This is a genomic window from Thalassobaculum sp., from assembly GCF_040219615.1.
Classification (GTDB): Bacteria; Pseudomonadota; Alphaproteobacteria; order Thalassobaculales; family Thalassobaculaceae; genus Thalassobaculum_A.
The window spans coordinates 1-2,294 of record NZ_JAVJSE010000015.1 but is presented as its reverse complement, the minus strand read 5'-3'; the positions used below and the strand labels follow the sequence as shown (position 1 = coordinate 2,294).

Sequence of the window (2,294 nt, the reverse complement as noted above, 5' to 3'; positions counted from 1 at the left end):
CTGCTCGCGCAGCCCCTCCGGGATGACGAAGTGAGGGGTGGATCCGGGAGGGAAGCCGGCCAAATCCTGCCCACCTTCGTCATTCCGGAGGGGACGCGCGAGCGTCCGGCTCCGGAACCCACCCGCCGCCGAGAAATGTGTAAATCCCGAAGACGGTGCGACGGGCGACGGAGCGGCGGGTGGGTTCCGGCTCCGTGCCGCCCAGGGCGGCCCGGTCCGGAATGACGAGTGGTGGAAATGTGCCGCGCCATGGTCAGAACCGCGGCAGGTCGGGGAACGGCAGCTGGCCGCGCTGGACGTGCATGCGGCCGAGCTCGGCGCAGCGGTGCAGGGTCGGGAACACCTTGCCGGGGTTCAGCAGGCCCTTGGGGTCCCAGGCGCATTTCACGCGCTGCTGCTGCGCCAGGTCGATCTCGCTGAACATCGAGCCCATCAGGTCGCGCTTCTCGACCCCGACGCCGTGCTCGCCGGTCAGCACGCCGCCGAGCTCGACGCAGGCCAGCAGGATGTCGGCGCCGAACGCCTCGGCGCGCTCCAGCTCGCCCGGCCGGTTGGCGTCGAACAGGATCAGCGGGTGCAGGTTGCCGTCGCCGGCGTGGAACACGTTGGCGACCCGCAGCCCGTGCTTCTCGCTCATCCGGGCCATGCGCGACAGGATCTCCGGCAGCTGCCGGCGCGGGATGGTGCCGTCCATGCACATGTAGTCCGGCGAGATCCGGCCGACCGCCGGGAACGCCGCCTTGCGGCCGGCCCAGAAGGCGTTGCGCTCGTCCTCGGACTCCGACACCCGCAGCGAGGTGGCGCCGTTGGCCTCGGCGATCGCGCGCACCCGGTCGATCAGGAAGTCGACCTCGACCTCGGGGCCGTCCAGCTCGACGATCAGCAGGGCGCCGGCGTCCCGCGGATAGCCGGCGTGCACGAAGTCCTCGGCGGCGTTGATCGCGGGGTTGTCCATCATCTCCATGCCGCCCGGCACGATGCCGGCGCCGATGATGGCGGCGACGCAGCTCCCGGCCTGCTCGCTGGTGCCGAAGCCGACCAGCACGGCGCGCGCGGTCGCCGGCTTGCGCAGGATCCGCACGGTGACCTCGGTGACCACCGCCAGCAGGCCCTCGGATCCGGTCAGCAGGCCGAGCACGTCGTAGCCGTCGGAATCCAGGTGCTTGCCGCCGATCCGCAGGACCTCGCCCTCGATCGTGACCATCTCGACGCCGAGCACGTTGTTGGTGGTCAGGCCGTATTTCAGGCAGTGCACGCCGCCCGAGTTCTCGGCGATGTTGCCGCCGATCGAGCAGGCGATCTGCGAGGACGGGTCGGGCGCGTAGTAGAAGCCGCGATCCTGCACGGCGTGGGTGATGCCCAGGTTGGTCACCCCCGGCTGCGCGGTCACCGCGCGGTTGGCGTAGTCGACGTCGAGGATGCGGTTGAACTTGCCGAGCCCCAGCAGCACGCCGTCGGCCAGCGGCAGGGCGCCGCCGGACAGCGAGGTTCCGGCCCCGCGCGGCACCACCTTGACGCCGTGGGCGTGGCAGTACTTCAGGATCGCGGCGACCTGGGCGGTGGTCTCCGGCAGCACCACCACCATCGGCAGCTGGCGGTACGCGGTCAGGCCGTCCGACTCGTAGGGCCGCATCTCGCGGTCGTCGGCGATGACGCCCTCGCCCGGGACGATGGCGCGCAGGGCCGCGACGATCTCGTCGCGCCGCTCCAGGACCGCCCGGTCCGGCTCCGGCATCTTCATCGGCGATCTCCCCGCTCGCGGCGACTGAACGGGCCTACCTTGCCTGAGCACCCGGGCAATTCAAGCCACAGCGCTGTGCGCGTGGTGGTCCGGCGGGTGCCCGACACACGAAAGGCGGCACGGCGCTGGCGCCGGCCGCCTGTCCCACGGGCCCGCTGAAACCGATCAAAGGTGCAGGGCGACGTCTTGCCGACGCCGACCCGACGCCGCGATCAGCCCTGGCGCGCCTTGAAACGCGGGTTGGTCTTGTTGATCACGAAGACGCGCCCCTTGCGGCGGATGATGCGGCAGTCTTTGTGCCGCTTCTTCAGCGTCTTCAACGAGTTTGCCACACGCATCGAAAGTCTCCGGAATCGCGAAGAGCGCGGAACCTACTCAGGGCCGCGCACCCTGTCAACTCGGTTCGGCGGCCCTGTAGCTGACTCACGATCTGTCCGGATTTTGTAGCGCGTGAAGTGTCCGGTTTTTGAATCGCTCCAAAGAGGGGGCGCAGATGAACCGGGCCGGAGTGCTGCAAGGGGTACGACAGATGCGGTTCGAGGGTCTTCTCGAT

2 protein-coding genes are annotated in these 2,294 nt (G+C 69.7%); both read right to left on the bottom strand.

The features are described 5' to 3' along the window. Positions 1–253: 253 nt before the first annotated feature. Positions 254–1,741, bottom strand: coding sequence for an FAD-linked oxidase C-terminal domain-containing protein (locus RIC31_RS10805; RefSeq protein ID WP_350106515.1), 1,488 nt, complete (start codon positions 1,739–1,741; stop codon positions 254–256). Between the two features lie 212 nt (positions 1,742–1,953). Beyond that, the gene (gene ykgO / locus RIC31_RS10800; protein ID WP_007670608.1) at positions 1,954–2,079 is read right to left on the bottom strand and encodes a type B 50S ribosomal protein L36; all 126 of its coding nucleotides are present in this window, start codon (positions 2,077–2,079) and stop codon (positions 1,954–1,956) included. Positions 2,080–2,294 lie beyond the last annotated feature (215 nt).

Bases quoted from the DNA above. Each gene is read 5' to 3' on its own strand.
- ykgO (WP_007670608.1), bottom strand. From the start codon at position 2,079: ATGCGTGTGGCAAACTCGTTGAAGACGCTGAAGAAGCGGCACAAAGAC.
- RIC31_RS10805 (WP_350106515.1), bottom strand. From the start codon at position 1,741: ATGAAGATGCCGGAGCCGGACCGGGCGGTCCTGGAGCGGCGCGACGAG.